General features: G+C 33.5%; 14 protein-coding genes and 1 pseudogene. 9 read left to right on the top strand and 6 right to left on the bottom strand.

Translation table 11 applies throughout. The features are described from left to right. Positions 1–20 precede the first annotated feature (20 nt). Both sbnB and sbnA read right to left on the bottom strand, forming a co-directional pair. Positions 21–1,031 carry an N-[(2S)-2-amino-2-carboxyethyl]-L-glutamate dehydrogenase SbnB gene (gene sbnB / locus KI230_RS00485; protein WP_001078456.1) on the bottom strand — a complete coding sequence of 337 codons (1,011 nt, stop codon included), beginning with the start codon at positions 1,029–1,031 and terminating at the stop codon, positions 21–23. Beyond that, positions 1,028–2,008 (bottom strand): 2,3-diaminopropionate biosynthesis protein SbnA, encoded by a 981-nt coding sequence (sbnA, locus tag KI230_RS00480; RefSeq protein WP_000570808.1) that lies wholly within the window; start codon positions 2,006–2,008, stop codon positions 1,028–1,030. The genes sbnB and sbnA overlap by 4 nt, the downstream gene beginning before the upstream one ends. 230 nt (positions 2,009–2,238) lie before the next feature. On the opposite strand from sbnA, the gene sirA reads away from it, so the two are divergent. From sirA to spa, 5 genes are all read left to right on the top strand, one after another. Further along, the gene (sirA, locus tag KI230_RS00475; protein WP_001045111.1) at positions 2,239–3,231 is read left to right on the top strand and encodes a staphyloferrin B ABC transporter substrate-binding protein SirA; all 993 of its coding nucleotides are present in this window, start codon (positions 2,239–2,241) and stop codon (positions 3,229–3,231) included. Positions 3,232–3,246: 15 nt separating this feature from the next. Next, complete coding sequence (sirB, locus tag KI230_RS00470) at positions 3,247–4,242, top strand: staphyloferrin B ABC transporter permease subunit SirB (protein WP_000924993.1); 996 nt, start codon at positions 3,247–3,249, stop codon at positions 4,240–4,242. Further along, a complete protein-coding gene (sirC, locus tag KI230_RS00465; RefSeq protein WP_000136643.1) occupies positions 4,239–5,237 on the top strand; it encodes a staphyloferrin B ABC transporter permease subunit SirC in 999 nt (332 codons plus the stop codon). The genes sirB and sirC overlap by 4 nt, the downstream gene beginning before the upstream one ends. A 368-nt stretch (positions 5,238–5,605) precedes the next feature. Continuing rightward, positions 5,606–6,358, top strand: a complete 753-nt coding sequence (gene sarS, locus KI230_RS00460) for an HTH-type transcriptional regulator SarS (protein ID WP_000876756.1) — start codon at positions 5,606–5,608, stop codon at positions 6,356–6,358. 420 nt (positions 6,359–6,778) lie between these two features. Continuing rightward, positions 6,779–8,305: a staphylococcal protein A gene (gene spa, locus KI230_RS00455; RefSeq protein ID WP_049296521.1), complete on the top strand. Its 1,527-nt coding sequence runs from the start codon at positions 6,779–6,781 to the stop codon at positions 8,303–8,305. Between the two features lie 328 nt (positions 8,306–8,633). Here the strand turns inward: spa and KI230_RS00450 are convergent, their stop codons facing one another. From KI230_RS00450 to KI230_RS00440, 3 genes are all read right to left on the bottom strand, one after another. Then, complete coding sequence (locus KI230_RS00450) at positions 8,634–10,226, bottom strand: L-lactate permease (protein WP_000173902.1); 1,593 nt, start codon at positions 10,224–10,226, stop codon at positions 8,634–8,636. Between the two features lie 261 nt (positions 10,227–10,487). Further along, positions 10,488–10,961 carry a DUF1648 domain-containing protein gene (locus tag KI230_RS00445; protein ID WP_000036327.1) on the bottom strand — a complete coding sequence of 158 codons (474 nt, stop codon included), beginning with the start codon at positions 10,959–10,961 and terminating at the stop codon, positions 10,488–10,490. Between the two features lie 189 nt (positions 10,962–11,150). Beyond that, positions 11,151–12,548: an aminotransferase-like domain-containing protein gene (locus KI230_RS00440; RefSeq protein WP_001151814.1), complete on the bottom strand. Its 1,398-nt coding sequence runs from the start codon at positions 12,546–12,548 to the stop codon at positions 11,151–11,153. Between the two features lie 112 nt (positions 12,549–12,660). Here KI230_RS00440 and KI230_RS00435 point away from each other — a divergent pair, with 112 nt between their 5' ends. The 4 genes and pseudogenes from KI230_RS00435 to KI230_RS00420 all read left to right on the top strand — a co-directional run. Beyond that, positions 12,661–13,533, top strand: a complete 873-nt coding sequence (locus tag KI230_RS00435; protein ID WP_001038103.1) for a DMT family transporter — start codon at positions 12,661–12,663, stop codon at positions 13,531–13,533. A gap of 173 nt (positions 13,534–13,706) precedes the next feature. Next, the gene (locus KI230_RS00430) at positions 13,707–15,482 is read left to right on the top strand and encodes an oleate hydratase (protein WP_045176491.1); all 1,776 of its coding nucleotides are present in this window, start codon (positions 13,707–13,709) and stop codon (positions 15,480–15,482) included. Between the two features lie 324 nt (positions 15,483–15,806). Continuing rightward, entirely contained in the window at positions 15,807–17,468 is a 1,662-nt protein-coding gene (locus tag KI230_RS00425; protein ID WP_072353806.1) for a Na/Pi cotransporter family protein, read from the top strand. A gap of 281 nt (positions 17,469–17,749) precedes the next feature. Then, positions 17,750–18,166 (top strand): annotated as a pseudogene (locus KI230_RS00420) (transposase); the annotation flags it as partial. Positions 18,167–18,565: 399 nt separating this feature from the next. Here the strand turns inward: KI230_RS00420 and norC are convergent. Continuing rightward, complete coding sequence (norC, locus tag KI230_RS00415; RefSeq protein WP_045177919.1) at positions 18,566–19,954, bottom strand: multidrug efflux MFS transporter NorC; 1,389 nt, start codon at positions 19,952–19,954, stop codon at positions 18,566–18,568.

Below are 19,954 nucleotides of genomic sequence, written 5' to 3'. Positions count from 1 at the left end.
TGTTCAGACACCTCGCATTCTTAATATAGGTTCAATGTTGTCCCAATATTTTGTTGTTGTGCCTGTTGATAAATAAAGTAAGCACTTGAAATATCTTCGATAGCCATACCCATCGGATTAAGTAATATGATTTCATCATCGTCTTCACGTCCTGGTATGTCACCTGTCACAAGTTGTCCTAGTTCAGCATGAAGTGCTTCTTTGCTGAATTTACCTTCTAACACCAATTGGTTAATAGTTTTCTTTTCTCGATTACATTGTGACCAGTCGTCTACTACGACTTTGTCAGCTTTAATAAAGACTTCTTTATGCACATCCATGATAGAAATGTTGCTAATAAATGCACCCTTTTGTAACCAATCATATTCAATGTATGGTTGATCCGTTACGGTACATGTAATGACTACTTCACCATTTGATACTGCTTCTTTAGCATTTTCTGTCGCAATAAAATTAATTTCCGGACGCTGTTGTTGCCATCTATCAACAAAGCGTGCACATGCTTCAGAGAATTGATCGTAAACAAACACGCGTTCAATATGATCGAATTGCTCTAACATACTTTGTAATTGCTTGTCTCCGATTAGCCCGCATCCAATGATTGTTAAGTCTTTAAATCCTTTTTTAGCCAAATGCTTAGCTGCAATCACTGAAACTGCTGCAGTACGCATACTACTAATTAAACTTGCTTCCATAACTGCAATTGGATAATTCGTTTCTGGATCATTCAAAATAATGACACCACTTGCACGCTCCATATTACGTTTCGATGGATTGTCGTGCTTACTACCTATCCACTTAATACCTGAAATTGCGTGTTCACCACCGATATGACTTGGCATTGCAATTATTCGATCTGCGATGTGTCCATTTTCAGGATCCTGTCTTAAATACGGCTTAAGCGGTTGTACAAAATCATTGTGCGCATGGGCTGTTAATGCTTCTGTTAATGCGTCCACATAAACTTGTGAATGATTACCTCCCGCTTGTTCAATATCTGATCTATTTAAATACAACATCTCTCTATTCATTCTGATTTAACTCCTTGTCTTGATTTCATTTTTTCTAACCATGTATCTGAATAAACTAAATCTAAGTAACGATCGCCTCGATCTGGTAAAATCGTGACAATTGTTGCACCTTCTTCAATTGACGTTATCAACTGCTCAATCGCTGCAATAATCGAACCTGTTGAACCTCCGGCAAATATGCCTTCATAATCAATCAGTTTTCGACAGCCCAAAGCAGATTGATAATCATCTACATGGATCACTTGATTAATTTCTGATCTATTCAATATTTCGGGTACACGACTAGCACCGATACCAGGTAATTCTCTATTAATAGGTTTGTCACCAAAAATGACTGACCCTTTCGCATCAACAGCAACAATTTGTGCGTTTGGATGCACTTCTTTTATTTTTCTACTCATACCCATAATGCTACCTGTCGTGCTGACTGGCGCGACAAAATAATCTATAGGTTGCTTAATTGTTTCAACAATCTCTGTGCCTGCACCATGATAATGGGATTGCCAATTTAACTCATTCGCATATTGATTAATCCAATATGCATCGTCAATAGTGGCTAACAGTTCTTGCACCTTTGCAATACGAGTCATTAAATAACCCCCATGTGCATCAGGTTCTTCAACCATTTCTACATTGGCACCATAACTTTTAATAATTTTCAAATTTGTTGGTGATATTTTAGGATCAACAACACACGTGAGTTTTAATCCCTTGATTTTAGCTATCATTGCCAACGCAATGCCTAAATTACCAGAAGTACTTTCAATTAAATGTGTATTCTCAGTGATTAAACCATGTTTAATACCATGTTCAATGATGTACTTGGCAGGTCGATCTTTCATGCTGCCTCCAGGATTCATATACTCTAACTTTGCAAACACTTCATGTTTCGGAAATAGTTGATGAAGTTGAACCATAGGTGTTTGCCCTACAGAATCTAACAATGAATCGTGACATGCTTGACTTTTTTCAATCAAAAGCGCTTCCTCCTCAAATTTAAAATTCTATAATATTGTGTGTTACCTAATTGATAATGATTCTCACTATCAAGTAATTAGGATTATATTTTTTATGCATTTATATGTCAAATAATTATAAGTTGCATGTAAATCATAAATATTTTATTGACTTAGGAAAAAATTTAATTCATACTAAATCGTGATAATGATTCTCATTGTCATACATCACGAAGGAGGCTAATTAGTCAATGAATAAAGTAATTAAAATGCTTGTTGTTACGCTTGCTTTCCTACTTGTTTTAGCAGGATGTAGTGGGAATTCAAATAAACAATCATCTGATAACAAAGATAAGGAAACAACTTCAATTAAACATGCAATGGGTACAACTGAAATTAAAGGGAAACCAAAGCGTGTTGTTACGCTATATCAAGGTGCCACTGACGTCGCTGTATCTTTAGGTGTTAAACCTGTAGGTGCTGTAGAATCATGGACACAAAAACCGAAATTCGAATACATAAAAAATGATTTAAAAGATACTAAGATTGTAGGTCAAGAACCTGCACCTAACTTAGAGGAAATCTCTAAATTAAAACCGGACTTAATTGTCGCGTCAAAAGTTAGAAATGAAAAAGTTTACGATCAATTATCTAAAATCGCACCAACAGTTTCTACTGATACAGTTTTCAAATTCAAAGATACAACTAAGTTAATGGGGAAAGCTTTAGGGAAAGAAAAAGAAGCTGAAGATTTACTTAAAAAGTACGATGATAAAGTAGCTGCATTCCAAAAAGATGCAAAAGCAAAGTATAAAGATGCATGGCCATTGAAAGCTTCAGTTGTTAACTTCCGTGCTGATCATACAAGAATTTATGCTGGTGGATATGCTGGTGAAATCTTAAATGATTTAGGATTCAAACGTAATAAAGACTTACAAAAACAAGTTGATAATGGTAAAGATATTATCCAACTTACATCCAAAGAAAGCATTCCATTAATGAACGCTGATCATATTTTTGTAGTAAAATCAGATCCAAATGCGAAAGATGCTGCATTAGTTAAAAAGACTGAAAGCGAATGGACTTCAAGTAAAGAATGGAAAAATTTAGACGCAGTTAAAAACAACCAAGTATCTGATGATTTAGATGAAATCACTTGGAACTTAGCTGGCGGATATAAATCATCATTAAAATTGATTGACGATTTATATGAAAAGTTAAATATTGAAAAACAATCAAAATAATTAAGGAGTTTTACGATGCTACTTAAACCAAAATACCAAATCGTTATTGCTGGTTTATGTCTTGCAATAGTAGCTATCTTAAGTTTAATGATTGGAAATACGCTTGTGTCACCAGGTACGGTGATACAGGCGTTATTCAACTTTGATAGTGAAAACGATTTACATGATGTTGTCACTGGTGCACGGGCGTCGAGAACAATCATTGCGTTATTGACTGGTGCTGCCCTTGCTGTCTCAGGTTTGTTGATGCAAGCACTTACACGAAACCCAATAGCATCACCAGGGCTTTTCGGTGTCAATGCAGGCGCAGTATTTTTTGTCATTTTTAGTATTACATTTATCCAAATTCAATCTTTTAAAATGATTGTAGTTATTGCATTTTTAGGTGCCATTGTTGTTACTGTATTAGTTGTTGCGCTAGGTATGTTTAGACAAACACTATTCTCACCTCACCGTGTCATTTTGGCAGGTGCTGCGATTGCGATGCTATTTACAGCCTTTACTCAAGGCATACTTATTATGAACGAAACAGACTTACAAGGCCTATTATTTTGGTTAAGTGGCTCCGTTTCATTACGTAATATTTGGGATATCCCATGGATTATTCCGCTTGTATTGATACTTATTTTAATTGCATTTAGCATGGCTGCACACATCAACATCTTGATGACAAGTGACGACATTGCAATCGGCCTCGGTCAAAACATAAAATTAATCAAATGGATGATTATTATGCTCATCAGTATGTTAGCCGGTATTTCGGTAGCCGTAGCTGGAGCAATCGTCTTTGTGGGTCTTATCGTACCGAATATTAGCAAACGATTATTACCACCAAACTATAAGTATTTAATTCCTTTTACTGCATTAGCTGGAGCAATCCTAATGATCATTTCAGACATTGTTGCTCGTATAATAATTAAGCCACTAGAGTTGCCTATCGGTGTCGTTACCGCTGTCATTGGCGCTATTGTCTTAATCTATATTATGAAGAAAGGACGTCAACGCTTATGACCGAAAAGATTAATAAAAAAGACAATTACCATCTCATCTTCGCGTTAATCTTTTTAGCCATCGTTTCAGTGGTAAGTATGATGAGTGGTTCAAGCTTTATACCATTACAACGCGTACTGATGTACTTTATAAATCCAAATGACAGTATGGATCAATTCACTTTAGAAGTATTACGCTTACCTCGCATTACACTTGCGATTTTAGCAGGTGCCGCACTAGGAATGAGTGGTTTAATGTTGCAAAATGTATTAAAAAATCCAATTGCCTCACCTGATATTATCGGTATCACAGGTGGTGCTAGCTTAAGTGCCGTTGTCTTTATTGCATTTTTCAGCCATTTAACGATACATTTACTTCCACTATTCGCTGTATTAGGTGGCGCAATTGCAATGATGATACTATTAGTGTTTCAAACGAAAGGACAAATACGCCCGACAACACTCATAATCATCGGTATTTCGATGCAAACGTTGTTTATTGCGCTTGTCCAAGGATTACTCATTACAACGAAGCAATTATCTGCTGCCAAAGCTTATACATGGCTAGTCGGAAGTCTTTACGGTGCTACGTTTAAAGATACAATCATCTTGGGTATGGTTATTTTAGCTGTTGTGCCGTTGTTATTTCTTGTTATACCAAAAATGAAAATATCTATACTTGATGACCCTGTAGCGATTGGCTTAGGCTTACATGTACAACGTATGAAACTAATCCAATTAATCACTTCTACTATACTCGTATCTATGGCAATCAGTTTAGTAGGTAACATTGGGTTTGTCGGTTTAATCGCACCACATATCGCGAAAACAATCGTTCGCGGAAGTTATGCTAAAAAGTTACTAATGTCAGCAATGATTGGTGCCATATCAATTGTTATTGCAGACTTAATTGGGCGTACCTTATTCTTGCCTAAAGAAGTGCCAGCAGGTGTATTTATTGCTGCTTTTGGTGCCCCATTCTTCATATACTTATTATTAACCGTGAAAAAGTTATAACGATATTATTAAAACAAAATGACCTCACAACGAAGTTAGCTAAATGATTCAGTTAACTAACAGTTGCGAGGTTTTTTTATACATATAGTTGTTGTTATTGTTAACAAGCGTCGACTTTCTTAATTACATATTAATACTTTATATACAAATAACACCGACTCATATTCTATAATATCAATCAATATTCTTCGATTTTTCAAATATCGATAACTATTTCTTATTTAAATATAGTGTTTGATAATGTCATTTATTCAAAAACACAAATTTTAATAAAAATATCATATTATTTTTAATTGTAAATTATGGATTATTTTTCTTATTATATTGTGTTATATTAAAATAAAGTGCATATACAAGGAGATAAAACAATGAAATATAATAACCATGACAAAATTAGAGATTTTATAATCATTGAAGCATATATGTTTCGTTTTAAGAAAAAAGTCAAGCCTGAAGTCGATATGACTATAAAAGAATTTATATTACTGACTTATTTATTTCATCAGCAAGAAAACACACTTCCATTTAAGAAGATTGTTTCAGATTTATGTTATAAACAATCGGATTTAGTACAGCATATAAAAGTACTTGTGAAACATTCATATATTAGTAAAGTTCGAAGTAAAATTGATGAGCGTAATACTTACATTTCAATATCTGAAGAACAACGAGAGAAAATTGCAGAACGTGTTACATTGTTTGATCAAATCATTAAACAATTTAACCTTGCAGATCAAAGTGAATCACAGATGATACCAAAAGATAGTAAAGAATTTCTAAACTTGATGATGTATACAATGTATTTCAAGAATATTATCAAAAAACATCTAACATTAAGTTTTGTAGAATTCACAATTCTAGCTATTATCACTTCTCAAAATAAAAACATCGTTCTTCTTAAAGATTTAATTGAAACAATCCACCATAAATACCCTCAAACTGTTAGAGCTCTCAATAATTTAAAAAAGCAAGGCTATCTAATAAAAGAACGCTCAACTGAAGATGAAAGAAAAATTTTAATTCATATGGATGACGCGCAGCAAGACCATGCTGAACAATTATTAGCTCAAGTGAATCAATTATTAGCAGATAAAGATCATTTACATCTTGTTTTTGAATAATATCTCTATTACGCAAGTGTGCTGTATTCTAAAGTGCACTTGTGTTTTCTATTTTTTAATAAAACCTCAGCACATAATGAACAACTATCTATTTTCTATATCACTTAAAACCATTTCCGAAATTAAACCTCAGCACATTCAAAGCCCCACTTTATTCTTAAAAATATTTTTTAACTCATATGTATTAAACCGCTTTCATTATAAAAAATATCTCTATATTTTATCTGTTTTTATTAATCGAAATAGCGTGATTTTGCGGTTTTAAGCCTTTTACTTCCTGAATAAATCTTTCAGCAAAATATTTATTTTATAAGTTATAAAACTTACCTTTAAATTTAATTATAAATATAGATTTTAGTATTGCAATACATAATTCGTTATATTATGATGACTTTACAAATACATACAGGGGGTATTAATTTGAAAAAGAAAAACATTTATTCAATTCGTAAACTAGGTGTAGGTATTGCATCTGTAACTTTAGGTACATTACTTATATCTGGTGGCGTAACACCTGCTGCAAATGCTGCGCAACACGATGAAGCTCAACAAAATGCTTTTTATCAAGTCTTAAATATGCCTAACTTAAATGCTGATCAACGCAATGGTTTTATCCAAAGCCTTAAAGATGATCCAAGCCAAAGTGCTAACGTTTTAGGTGAAGCTCAAAAACTTAATGACTCTCAAGCTCCAAAAGCTGATGCGCAACAAAATAACTTCAACAAAGATCAACAAAGCGCCTTCTATGAAATCTTGAACATGCCTAACTTAAACGAAGCGCAACGTAACGGCTTCATTCAAAGTCTTAAAGACGACCCAAGCCAAAGCACTAACGTTTTAGGTGAAGCTAAAAAATTAAACGAATCTCAAGCACCGAAAGCTGATAACAATTTCAACAAAGAACAACAAAATGCTTTCTATGAAATCTTGAATATGCCTAACTTAAACGAAGAACAACGCAATGGTTTCATCCAAAGCTTAAAAGATGACCCAAGCCAAAGTGCTAACCTATTGTCAGAAGCTAAAAAGTTAAATGAATCTCAAGCACCGAAAGCGGATAACAAATTCAACAAAGAACAACAAAATGCTTTCTATGAAATCTTACATTTACCTAACTTAAACGAAGAACAACGCAATGGTTTCATCCAAAGCCTAAAAGATGACCCAAGCCAAAGCGCTAACCTTTTAGCAGAAGCTAAAAAGCTAAATGATGCTCAAGCACCAAAAGCTGACAACAAATTCAACAAAGAACAACAAAATGCTTTCTATGAAATTTTACATTTACCTAACTTAACTGAAGAACAACGTAACGGCTTCATCCAAAGCCTTAAAGACGATCCTTCAGTGAGCAAAGAAATTTTAGCAGAAGCTAAAAAGCTAAACGATGCTCAAGCACCAAAAGAGGAAGACAATAACAAGCCTGGCAAAGAAGACAATAACAAGCCTGGTAAAGAAGACAACAACAAGCCTGGCAAAGAAGACGGCAACAAGCCTGGTAAAGAAGACAACAAAAAACCTGGTAAAGAAGATGGCAACAAGCCTGGTAAAGAAGACAACAAAAAACCTGGTAAAGAAGACGGCAACAAGCCTGGCAAAGAAGATGGCAACAAACCTGGTAAAGAAGATGGCAACAAACCTGGTAAAGAAGATGGTAACGGAGTACATGTCGTTAAACCTGGTGATACAGTAAATGACATTGCAAAAGCAAACGGCACTACTGCTGACAAAATTGCTGCAGATAACAAATTAGCTGATAAAAACATGATCAAACCTGGTCAAGAACTTGTTGTTGATAAGAAGCAACCAGCAAACCATGCAGATGCTAACAAAGCTCAAGCATTACCAGAAACTGGTGAAGAAAATCCATTCATCGGTACAACTGTATTTGGTGGATTATCATTAGCCTTAGGTGCAGCGTTATTAGCTGGACGTCGTCGCGAACTATAAAAACAAACAATACACAACGATAGATATCATTTTATCCAAACCAATTTTAACTTATATACGTTGATTAACACATTCTTATTTGAAATGATAAGAATCATCTAAATGCACGAGCAACATCTTTTGTTGCTCAGTGCATTTTTTATTTTACTTACTTTTCTAAACAACTTCTGAAACGCCTCAACACTTTCTACTCTGATTACATATATGACATTTTTAGGCATTAAAAAATCGAACTAGACAAGATGCTCATTGCATTTCGTACTAGTTCGATTCATGAATAATTAGATTTAAAATGTCATTTGAATCCAAGTGACAACATTATTTATATTTAGAATATTAACGTTAGTATAAACGTCCAAACACAAATAAAAGCAACAAATATAATACTGTATTTTAACGTCATTTTTAATAATGCAGATTCTTCACCAACTTTTTTAACAGCTGCAGTCGCAATGGCAATTGATTGTGGTGAAATAAGTTTCGCTGCTACACCACCTGCAGTGTTAGCTGCCACAAGTAATGAACCGCTTGTTGAAATTTGTTGTGCCACTGTCGCTTGAATAGGTGCGAATAAAGTATTGTTATTTACAACTGAACCAGTCATAAACACACCAATCCAACCTAATACTGGAGAGAATAATGGGAAAATTGCTCCCGCTTTAGCAATACCTTGTCCAATTGCTACAGTCAAACCACCGTATGTCATAACTTTAGCAATAGCTAGGATAGCTGAAATTGTAAGGATCGGTAACCATAATTCTTTAATTGCTTCGACCAATAAAGCACCTGCACTTTTCCATTTTAACTTCGTAATTAAAATTGTAATAATTACTGTTAATAAAATCGCTGTCCCAGTTGCACCAATTAAATCGAGACGCAACGCAATTCCTTTAGGCGATAAATCACTCACAGTATTTGGAATTGGCAATTTTATTACTAAACTTTCAAGTGCACCTCCAGGTTGGAATAATTTTTTGAAGAATGGTGCACTCCATACTAATACAAAGGCAGTTAAAATTACGAACGGACTCCAAGCAAAGACAATTTCTTTAGGCGTTCGTTTTTGAATTTTATGTTCAGACGCTTCCAATCTGAAAATGTTTTTCGGTTTAAATTTACGACAAACAAATGCTAACACCACCATTGTTGCTAGTGATGGAATAATGTCTGCTAGTTCTGGACCATGGAATATTGTTAATAATAATTGTAATCCAGTATATGTACCACTCACTGTTAAAATGACAGGTAAAATTTCTTTAATACCTTTCATACCATCTACAATGAATACTAAAACAAATGGAATAATAAAGTTTAAAATTGGAAGTGTCAATGCTGAGTATCTCGCAACATCTAATGTTGTAACGCCTCCACTTAAGTTAAACGTATCAATAATACTAACTGGTAAACCAATTGCACCAAAGGCACCCGCCGCACCATTAGCAATTAAACATAACATCGCTGCTTTTAATGGTTCAAATCCAAGTTGAATTAATAATACTGCACAAATCGCAATTGGCACACCAAATCCTGCTGCACCTTCTAAAAATGCGTTGAAACAAAATCCAATTAATAATAGTTGGATTCTTTGGTCCACTGAAATACTTGCAATACTATCTTGAATAATAGAAAATTGTCCTGTTTTAATAGAAACTTTATATAACCAAACTGCCATTAAAACGATATATCCTATTGGGAAAATACCGGCAACAACGCCTTCTGTAATCGCACCTGCTGATACACGCGCTGGTAATTCAAATACAAATAAAGCCACAATCAATGTAACAACCAAAGTTGTCAATGCTGCATAAATGCCTTTCATTTTAAAAACGGTTAAGCATAATAAAAATAAAATAATAGGTACTGCTGCAACTAAGGCTGATAATCCGACATTATCGAATGGATTTACAGTAAGTAGTGTCATAATGACTCCCTCTCTTTATATAAAATATTTATCATTCTGATTAATCTACAACCTATTTCAACTTATATTTTGCGATGATCACATATTTAAAATGTAACACTCCTATATGTGACAGGCAATCGAATTTTTACAAAAAGTTCACAAAATATACACAATATTTAACTATAATAAATAATATATCATTTTAATTATAAATACTAGATATTATTTATAATAATCTCAGGAATTCGCTTCAAAACTGCATCATGAGAGTTTATATTTTTATTGAGAATCTCTCATTTTATGAATTGTAGGAAGTAAACAAAATATGACAAGCGTCAAACCAATGATAATGATAAATATCATATTAAACCATAGTAAATTGAATTGATGATGGTGTTGTATTTGCCAAATTTCTAATACTGTGAAGATAGACATATAGCTCATAATCTCTAAATTTAACGTACTTAAAAATAATTTAATCGCTCGAATTTCACGTGGTGTATGATTATAATGTGACCATTTGGCAAATCGTTCATAGTATCTACCTGCAATGAAAAATATAAGCCAAATCACTATAAATGCGCTATTAATCAAAAGCAGCACCCATTTATCAGCAAAATTATCAGCATCCCCTGCTAAATTATAATGAATAGGCACTTTGGTTGGTAATTTTGGATAGGTCACTACTGTATAGCACATCATAGCTAAGTAAATAAGTAGACTTAATATTGTAAAAGACCTGATTTTAGACATTCTATCGCCTCTTTCTTTACATTTTATGTATAACACTCTGCCTATTTTACCTTTTAATTACATTACCCCAAACGATTAAACAATATGTAATGATACTATAATTGCGTCAGGAGTATCCGCTTGTTAAATGTGCATAGCTTATATTTAGCTGTTTAACATGCCACATAATGATTCGAATTATTGTTTTAATTAAACCTTTTTCACATATGTATAAATTTTATAGAGCGCATGCTTAATATTTTCATTTGATTCAAAGGCAAAAGATAGCCTTATACTCTTTTCTTTACTGCCATAAATGTAACCCGGATTGATTAATATTTTTTCTTTACTTAACAATTCGTAAAATAAATATTTAATATCTATATCTATTTTAAAGACTAACCATACAAAATAACCTCCACTTGGAACCTCCCAATGTGCTATATCCTTAAATAAATTATTGAGGATGTTTAACATAAAGTCTCGTTTATCTTTTAAAACATACCTTAACTTTACTAAGTGTTTATCATAAGACTTATTTTTCAACATCTCATATACAACCATTTGTGACAAAATACTGGATCCATAGTCAATTTGCATTCTTACATCTGCCAATTGCTCTATTATTTTTTCAGAAGCAACAATCCAACCTATTCTTATTGCTGGTGCAATCGTTTTTGAAAAACTGCTTATATGTATAACTTTTCCCAATTTATCATAAGTTTTGATAGAAGGAGTTGGATCGCTAAAGAAAATATCTCTAAAGATATCATCTTCAATGATAGGAATATTATGTCTTTCGCTATAAGTAATTATATTTTTCTTTTGCTCATTCGTTAAAGAACGACCTGTCGGGTTATTAAACCTAGGTTCTATATAAATCGCTTTATTTTTAAAATTAATAAATCTATCAATGATGGTATCAATTTCATTAATTTGATTATAAGGAACATCAATATGTCTAAAATTCAATTGCTCAAAAACATTTGTAGAGTGAATATATGATGGTGTATTCGAAATTATTATGGCATCTTGACCTAAAAACCCAATAGATAAAAGTTGAATGGCATGTAAAGCGCCTGAAGTGATCATTACATTTTCTCTACCTACATTTATACCTTGCTTTGACATTCGTTCAACGATAATATCTCTTAACTTGATATAACCATAGCCATTATTATAACCAAAAGATAAGTCTTCAATATGACTGGCTGTATTAGACATGGCTTTTTTCAATTGAATATGTGGCATTAACGATATACCCAATTCACCTTTACTTATATGTATATACGAATCATCTGTCTCAATTTTATTAATTAATTGCACCGTATACTGACTTCTTTGTTGAGAGGACCATAACATCATTTCAGACCACTTATTTGTAATATGTGCTTCATTCAAATAGTCATTAACATATGTTCCACTACCTACTTTAGTATAGATAAATCCTTCAGCTTCTAATAACTCAATACTTTTAATAATCGTTACTCTATTTACGTTGTACTGTATCGCCAACTGCCTATGTGAAGGTATTTTCATTCCATAAAACCAATCCCCTGTGATTATTTTATCTCTTATGTCACTAGCAATATCTTTATATTTAGCCATCTTCTCCCTCCCTTTTAAAATTGGATAGGTAAATCCATTCAAAATTGGTTGTACTCATTTTAAATCATATTTTTTAATATAGAAACACATAATTAAAGGAGTGATGATATTAATGAATAAACTTCGAGACACTACTTTTCTATCATATTTATTTACTATCATATTGTGGGGATCTGCATTTCCAATGATAAAGATTGCGTTAAATGATTTTAGTGCAGAATCATTGTCGGCATTTCGTTTAATTTTAGCAACAATAATTCTCTTGCCGTTCGTAATTATAAAGAAATTGCCTACCCCTGAACTAAGAGATATCCCTGTTATTTTTATTTTAGGATTTTGTGGATTTGTGATATATCACACAGCTTTAAATTTTGGTGAAACTTTGATTAGTGCAGGTATATCTGGAATTCTAGTCTCTACAACGCCTATTTTTTCTAGTGCTTTAGCTTATATATTTTTAAAAGAGCATTTTTCAAAATGGAATTGGTTAAGTTCACTCGTCGCATTTATAGGAATATCCATTATTTCAATAAGTAAAGATGATTACACAACTATTAATGTATTAGGTGTTTTTATTATTTTACTTGCATCTTTTAGTGAAAGTTTGTATTTTACTTTCCAGAAAAAATACATAGAAAAATACGGCTTCATCGCTTTCACACTATATACAATAATGGCAAGCTCACCATTTATGCTTATTTTTATTCCTGAAATCATCAACGATATACACGGCGCCACTTTTACATCAATAGTATCGGTACTTTATTTAGCTATATTCCCTACTATAATTCCATACGTTTTGCTTGCTTATATTGTGAAGTCAGTTGGTGTCTCTGATGCAACAATGTCTCTTTATTTAACACCTATCGTTTCTTTATTATTATCTTATCTGTTATTAGACGAGCTACCAACAACCCTTGCTATTATAGGCGGAATTATCACTCTACTAGGCGTTAGTTTAAGTAACTTCTTTCAAAATACATAATTATTCCAAGTCCCGCACCTCAGAATCCAAAAACATTCGAGTGATAAAATTTTAAAAATCAAAAATATAAAAATGATCTAATTTCGTCAAATTTACCAATATAAATACTAATATTTGCAATTCACAAAGGGGTATAGTCTGAGTGTATTCCAATACGAAAGGACTTGGTGGATATGTATTACAGTTATGGAAATTATGAAGCATTTGCGCGCCCTAAAAAACCTGAAAATGTAGAAAACAAATCCGCTTACTTAATCGGATCTGGTCTAGCTTCACTTGCTGCAGCTTGTTTTTTAATAAGGGATGGTCAAATGGAAGGTTCTAAGATTCATATTTTAGAAGAGTTACCTAAAGCAGGTGGTAGTCTTGACGGAGAAAATATTCCTTTAAAAGGCTATGTTGTCCGCGGTGGTCGTGAAATGGAGAACCACTTTGAATGTTTGTGGGACTTATTCAGATCTATCCCTTCATTAGAAATCGATAACGCGTCAGTATTAGATGAATTCTATTGGTTAAACAAAGAAGACCCTAACTATTCTCGTTGTCGTGTTATTGAGAAACAGGGTCAACGTTTAGTCACAGATGGAGACTTCACTTTGACTAAAACGGCGATTAAAGAAATTTTAGATTTATGCTTAACGAATGAAGAAGATTTAGATGATGTCAAAATAACAGATGTATTTTCCGATGACTTCTTTAATTCAAACTTTTGGATTTACTGGAAAACGATGTTTGCATTTGAACCGTGGCATTCTGCTATGGAAATGCGTCGCTATCTAATGCGATTCGTTCATCATATTGGTGGTCTCGCAGACTTTTCAGCTTTAAAATTCACTAAATATAACCAATATGAATCTTTAGTATTACCTATGGTTGAATATTTAAAATCGCATGGGGTTCAATTTGAATACGATGTAAAAGTCGAAGATATTAAAATAGATGTTACGACAAGTCAAAAAATTGCCCGAGAAATATTAATTGACCGTAATGGTAATGCAGAATCTATTAAACTGACTATAAACGATCTTGTCTTTGTGACAAACGGTAGTATTACAGAAAGCTCTACTTATGGTGATAATGATACACCAGCGCCACCAACTGACGAATTAGGTGGTAGTTGGACACTATGGAAAAATTTAGCGCGACAAAGTCCTGAATTTGGTAATCCTGATAAGTTTTGCCAAAATATTCCTAAAAAAAGTTGGTTTGTTTCAGCAACTTCTACAACAAACAATAAAGAGATTATCGATACAATAGAAAGTATTTGTAAACGTGACCCACTTGCAGGCAAAACAGTTACAGGCGGTATTATTACAATCAATGATTCTGCATGGCAAATGAGTTTTACAATCAATCGTCAGCAACAGTTTAAAGACCAACCTGAAAATGAAATATCTACATGGATTTATGCCTTATATTCAGATGTAAACGGCGATTATATTAAAAAGCCAATTACAGAATGTAGTGGTAATGAAATATGTCAAGAATGGCTGTATCACTTAGGTGTATCAACTGACAAAATTGAAGACTTAGCAAAACATGCATCTAATACGATTCCTGTTTATATGCCATATATCACATCTTATTTCATGACGCGTGCTATCGGCGACAGACCTTTAGTCGTCCCGCATCAATCTCAGAACTTAGCATTTATTGGTAACTTTGCAGAAACAGAGCGAGATACTGTATTTACTACAGAATATTCGGTTCGTACTGCAATGGAAGCTGTTTATGAACTACTAAATATCGACCGTGGCATCCCAGAAGTCATCAATAGTCCATTTGATCTTCGCGTCTTAATGGATGCTGTATATGAGCTCAATGACCACCAAGATTTGCGTGAGATTACTAAAGATTCGAAAATGCAAAAACTCGCATTAGCTGGATTCCTTAAAAAGGTAAAAGGTACGTACATTGAGACATTATTAAAAGAACACAAATTGTTATAACGAGGCACATTAAATAATTTTATTTGGTGATTTCGAATCATGAGACTGGGACAGAAATAATGTTTTCATAAAAATTATTTCGTTATCCCACTCTCATGATTTTTTTGATGAAACATAATTACATGATTGATTGCATCATTTTGTTAAACAAGTGATTGCAAACCTGCCATTTCACACTGAAAATTTACATAATAAGTGACGATATTTTACAAGTCATATACAAATAACATATATTGTTAAATAATTTTACCTAATCTTAACATTAAATTTACAATTATAAGCGATAATCTAAATATAAAGCTTATTTGAGGTGAAATAATGGAAATGTCGGTTACAGAAGTCATTTTCTCCTTTTTAGGTGGTTTAGGTATTTTCCTTTACGGCTTAAAAATCATGGGAGACGGGCTTCAAGCATCAGCAGGAGACAGGCTACGAGATATTTTAAACAAATTTACATCAAATCCAGTATTAGGTGTTATTGCAGGTATCGTTGTAACTATTTTAATACAAAGTAGTTCAGGTACGACAGTTATCACAATCGGACTGGTAACAGCTGGATTTATGACATTGAAACAAGCCATTGGAGTGATAATGGGTGCTAATATCGGAACAACGGTAACTGCATTTATTATCGGTATAGATTTAGGCGAATATGCAATGCCAATTTTAGCATTAGGTGCATTTTTAATCTTTTTCTTTAAACGCTCTAAAATTAATAACATTGGCCGCATACTATTCGGTTTCGGTTCTCTATTCTTCGGTCTAGAATTTATGGGTGATGCCGTTAAACCTTTAGCATCATTAGATGGATTTAAGCAATTAATGCTTGATATGTCATCAAATCCAATACTTGCTGTCATTGTCGGCGCAGGGTTAACAGCACTAGTTCAAAGTTCAAGTGCGACGATTGGTATTTTACAAGAATTTTATCAACAAGATTTAATCAGCTTAAACGCAGCAATCCCTGTGTTACTAGGCGATAACATTGGTACAACGATTACAGCTATCTTAGCTAGTTTAGCCGGCTCAATCGCTGCAAAACGTGCGGCGCTTGTACACGTCATCTTTAACTTAATCGGGGTAATTATCTTCACAATTTTCTTGCCAGTTGTGATTCATTTGATTAGTTTGTTACAAGATGTATGGCACTTAAAACCAGCGATGACGATTGCAGTATCACATGGTATCTTCAACATAACAAATACTTTGATTCAATTACCATTTGTAGCAGGTTTAGCATGGATAGTTACAAAGCTTGTCCCAGGTAAAGATATTGCTGATGACTATAAACCTCAGCACTTAAACAAAGATCTTGTTTATCACGCACCTGGTGTTGCATTACAAGAAACTCAAAAAGAATTACAAAATGTGGGTCAGATTGTCTTAACGATGTTTGAAGACATTCGCGAAATTACAAAAGACGATAAAAAATTGATCAAAAAGCTTGAACAAAAGCACCAAGCTGTTGAAACAATCAATGATAGTATTCGCAATTATTTAGTTAGAATTTCTACAAAAGCCATTACGAAGGCAGACGTTGAGCGTTTAGCAGTTATGTTTGATGTCAATCGCTCTATTTTAAAAGTAGCAGAGCTAACAGAAGAGTATGTCGCTCAATTAAAACGCCAACATGATGAAGATATTCGCATTACAGAAGATGCACAACGCGGTATGGATAAATTATTCAACCATGTTGCTGAGTCATTTGATAAAGCCATCGACATGTTAGATGTTTATGACAAAACGAAAAAAGATGAAATTGTAGAACGTAGTAGAGAATCATTTAATATTGAACATAAACTACGCAAAGGTCATATTAAACGCCTTAATCGTGGTGAATGTACAACAAAAGGCGGATTACTATATATCGATATGATTGGTGTTCTTGAACGTATCGGTTATCATTCACGAAATGTTTCTGAAGCACTTGTTGGCCTTAACGATGATGTACCTACAGATGAAGAAATTGCAACAACTGAAATTTAATTTTTACTGTCTTATTTAAATTCATATCTTATATAAAATTAGAGATTCAGATGCATGTAAAACAGGCTGGGACATAAATCCCTAAAAAACAGTAGTAAGATAATTTTCAATTAGAAAATATCTTACTGCTGTTCTATATTTATACAATACTTCGTATTGAATGGCTTCGCTTTCCTAGGGTGCCGTCTCAGCCTCGGTCTTCGACTGGCACTGCTCCCTCAGGAGTCTCGCCATTAATACTACGTATTAACATGTAATTTTACTTTTAAATACTTTAAAAAATAAGACACTTTGTCCAACTTACACTACCAATAGAAACTTCTGTTAGAATTCCTCAAAATGATATTTCGTGATATGTTAATGAAATTGTTGAAACGATACCTGATAGTGAATTCGATGAATTCAGACACCATCGTGGCGCAACATCCTATCATCCAAAAATGATGTTAAAAATTATCTTATATGCATACACTCAATCTGTATTTTCTGGTCGTAGAATAGAGAAATTACTTCATGACAGTATTCGAATGATGTGGTTAGCTCAAAATCAAACACCTTCTTATAAAATTATTAATCGTTTTAGAGTAAATCCTAATACTGATGCATTAATTGAATCTTTATTTATCCAGTTTCATAGTCAATGTTTAAAGCAAAATCTTATTGATGATAATTCGATTTTTATTGAATGTCACAAGCTCTTTTATATTTAGCAAACTTTGTTATCTTAAATCGGCTATAATCACTGATATAATAATGCTTCATTAGTATGCGGTAAGCATGACGGACACTGTTCTCGGAGTCTGACCCCGAAACGTTTAATATACACTTTTACACGTCGCCTTCATTGAAGCGAATAGCCATTATCTTCACATTAGATATAGTTCCTTCTATATAAATGTCCAAATTTTTAGAACAACGCAATAAATAACCATCCACCTAACTTATCAAAAGTTTAAGTGGATGGTTTTTCATTTATATTTATATTAGTGTTAATCCAATCATAGATTTATCTATATGCACTGCTCTATACATTTCCTCATTTAATTTGCTTTACTTTCATTTATATCATTATCAAAACACTTGGCGTGTCATCGTTATTATTTCGCATCTTTGACACGTTTATCATCATTAGGAATCGCGAATAAAATTGCGATAAATGCCATGATTCCCATTAATACGTTAACCCAAAGTGCAATCATCGCACCTGTATGAATGCTCGTTGCAGCAACTGCACCAGCATATACAGCACCACTAATTGCGACACCGAATGCGCCACCAAGTGATGAAGCCATTTTATAAATACCTGAAGCAACGCCAACTTTATCTAACGGTGCATTCGAAATAGCTGTATCTGTAGAAGGTGTTGCATAAATACCTAAGCCTAGTCCGAAACATAAATATCCTACGACACAACTGATAACATAAAATATGCCTGGTAAGAATACTAATGAAATAAGTGCAATACCAATGACCACAATGAATGTACCTAATAACATTGGTCGCTTAGAACCCATTTTTTGTAATAATTTTTCACCAACTCGAATCATCAATAACACCATGATTAAATAAGTAATTGATAAGTATCCTGCCTGCAATGCTGTATAACCTAAACCTTGTTGCACGAATGTATTCGCTACAATTAATGTACCTGCAACACCGTTTAATAAGAAGTTCGAAATCGTTGCACCTGTATATGGTTTATTTTCAAATAATTTAAAATCAATAAGCGGATTATCTACTTTTTTCTCAACTTTTAAGAAAATAAAGAATGCTACAATTACGATTGCAATCAAACCAAAGAACCATAATGATGTGTAACCAAGTGCTGCACCTTTAGTAATGACAACGTTTAAACTTAGCAACATAACTACTAGAACAATTAGCCCTGCAACGTCAAATTTATGTGTATTGGTAATTTCTGATTTCGTTTCAGGCGTCCCTTTGATGAGTAACATTGAAAGTACGGCAACGATAATTGAGAAGATGAAAATCCATCTCCAACCCATAGTTGTCGCAACTGCACCACCGAAGAGTGAACAGATACCACTGCCACCCCAAGAACCGATAGACCAATAACTTAAGGCACGCTGACGTTCAGCACCCTGATAATAAGTTTTCATAATGGCCAATGTGGAAGGCATAATACACGCTGCTGATACACCTTGTATAACACGACCTAAAATTAATAATGCCGGTAAATTCGTAATAATAATTAATGCTGAACCAATAATACTTAACAATAAACCGATATTCGTCATTTTCACGCGCCCAATTTTATCTGCTAGACCACCTGCTCCAACGACAAACATACCTGAAAATAGTGCAGTTAGACTGACCGCTATACTAATTGTCCCCATGTCTGCACCAAAACTTTGTTGTAAATTTGGTACAACATTTACAAGTGATTGTGCAAACAACCAAAATGTAATAACACCTAATACAATACCTAAGATTAACTTGTTGCCCCCGCGATACGTTTCATTCAT

Origin of the sequence: Staphylococcus sp. MZ3, from assembly GCF_018622755.1 — a bacterium.
Classification (GTDB): Bacteria; Bacillota; Bacilli; order Staphylococcales; family Staphylococcaceae; genus Staphylococcus; species Staphylococcus aureus.
This window is presented reverse-complemented; position numbering and strand designations above follow the sequence as displayed.